Origin of the sequence: Vibrio makurazakiensis (genome assembly GCF_050337375.1) — a bacterium.
GTDB lineage: Bacteria > Pseudomonadota > Gammaproteobacteria > Enterobacterales > Vibrionaceae > Vibrio > Vibrio makurazakiensis.
Map to the genome: position 1 here is coordinate 1 of NZ_JAKJSW010000475.1, position 768 is coordinate 768.

Annotated in this window: 2 rRNA genes; both read left to right on the forward strand. The window is 42.2% G+C overall.

Going from position 1 to position 768, the window contains the following annotated elements:
• Positions 1-177, forward strand: a 16S ribosomal RNA gene (locus tag L4C33_RS22580); the annotation flags it as partial.
• Between the two features lie 368 nt (positions 178-545).
• A 23S ribosomal RNA gene (locus L4C33_RS22585) occupies positions 546-768 on the forward strand; the annotation flags it as partial.

Genomic DNA, 768 nt, shown 5'->3' on the forward strand with positions numbered 1-768 from the left:
ACGGTGAATACGTTCCCGGGCCTTGTACACACCGCCCGTCACACCATGGGAGTGGGCTGCAAAAGAAGTGGGTAGTTTAACCTTTCGGGGAGGACGCTCACCACTTTGTGGTTCATGACTGGGGTGAAGTCGTAACAAGGTAGCCCTAGGGGAACCTGGGGCTGGATCACCTCCTTATACGAAGATATCACGATAAGTGTCCACACAGATTGATGGTTTAGGTTTAGTTAAAGCCAGAGCTTTAATTAATGACTTCGGTTATTGATTAAAGCTTTTTGCTTTATGCTCTTTAACAATTTGGAAAGCTGACTGATTGATTACTTACGAGTAATTCAATCAAATTTAAAAGTTCTCAATGTTTATCTGCTCTTAGTTAATAAGAACAGTATAAACACAACAAACACATTCAAGTGTCTTGTATTCGAATCAAACGTTAGTTTGATTCACAATTGAGTCCGGCAAACAGTTATCAAGAATTAACCCTTCTTGATGACAACCAAAAACCTTGGTTGTTTGAACATACATAAGACCCTTTCGGGTTGTATGGTTAAGTGACTAAGCGTACACGGTGGATGCCTTGGCAGTCAGAGGCGATGAAAGACGTAATAACTTGCGATAAGCCCAGATTAGGTAGTAATAACCTTTTGAGTCTGGGATTTCTGAATGGGGAAACCCACGTGCAYAAGCACGTATCCTGTTGTGAATACATAGCAACAGGAGGCAAACCGGGGGAACTGAAACATCTAAGTACCCCGAGGAAGAGAAATC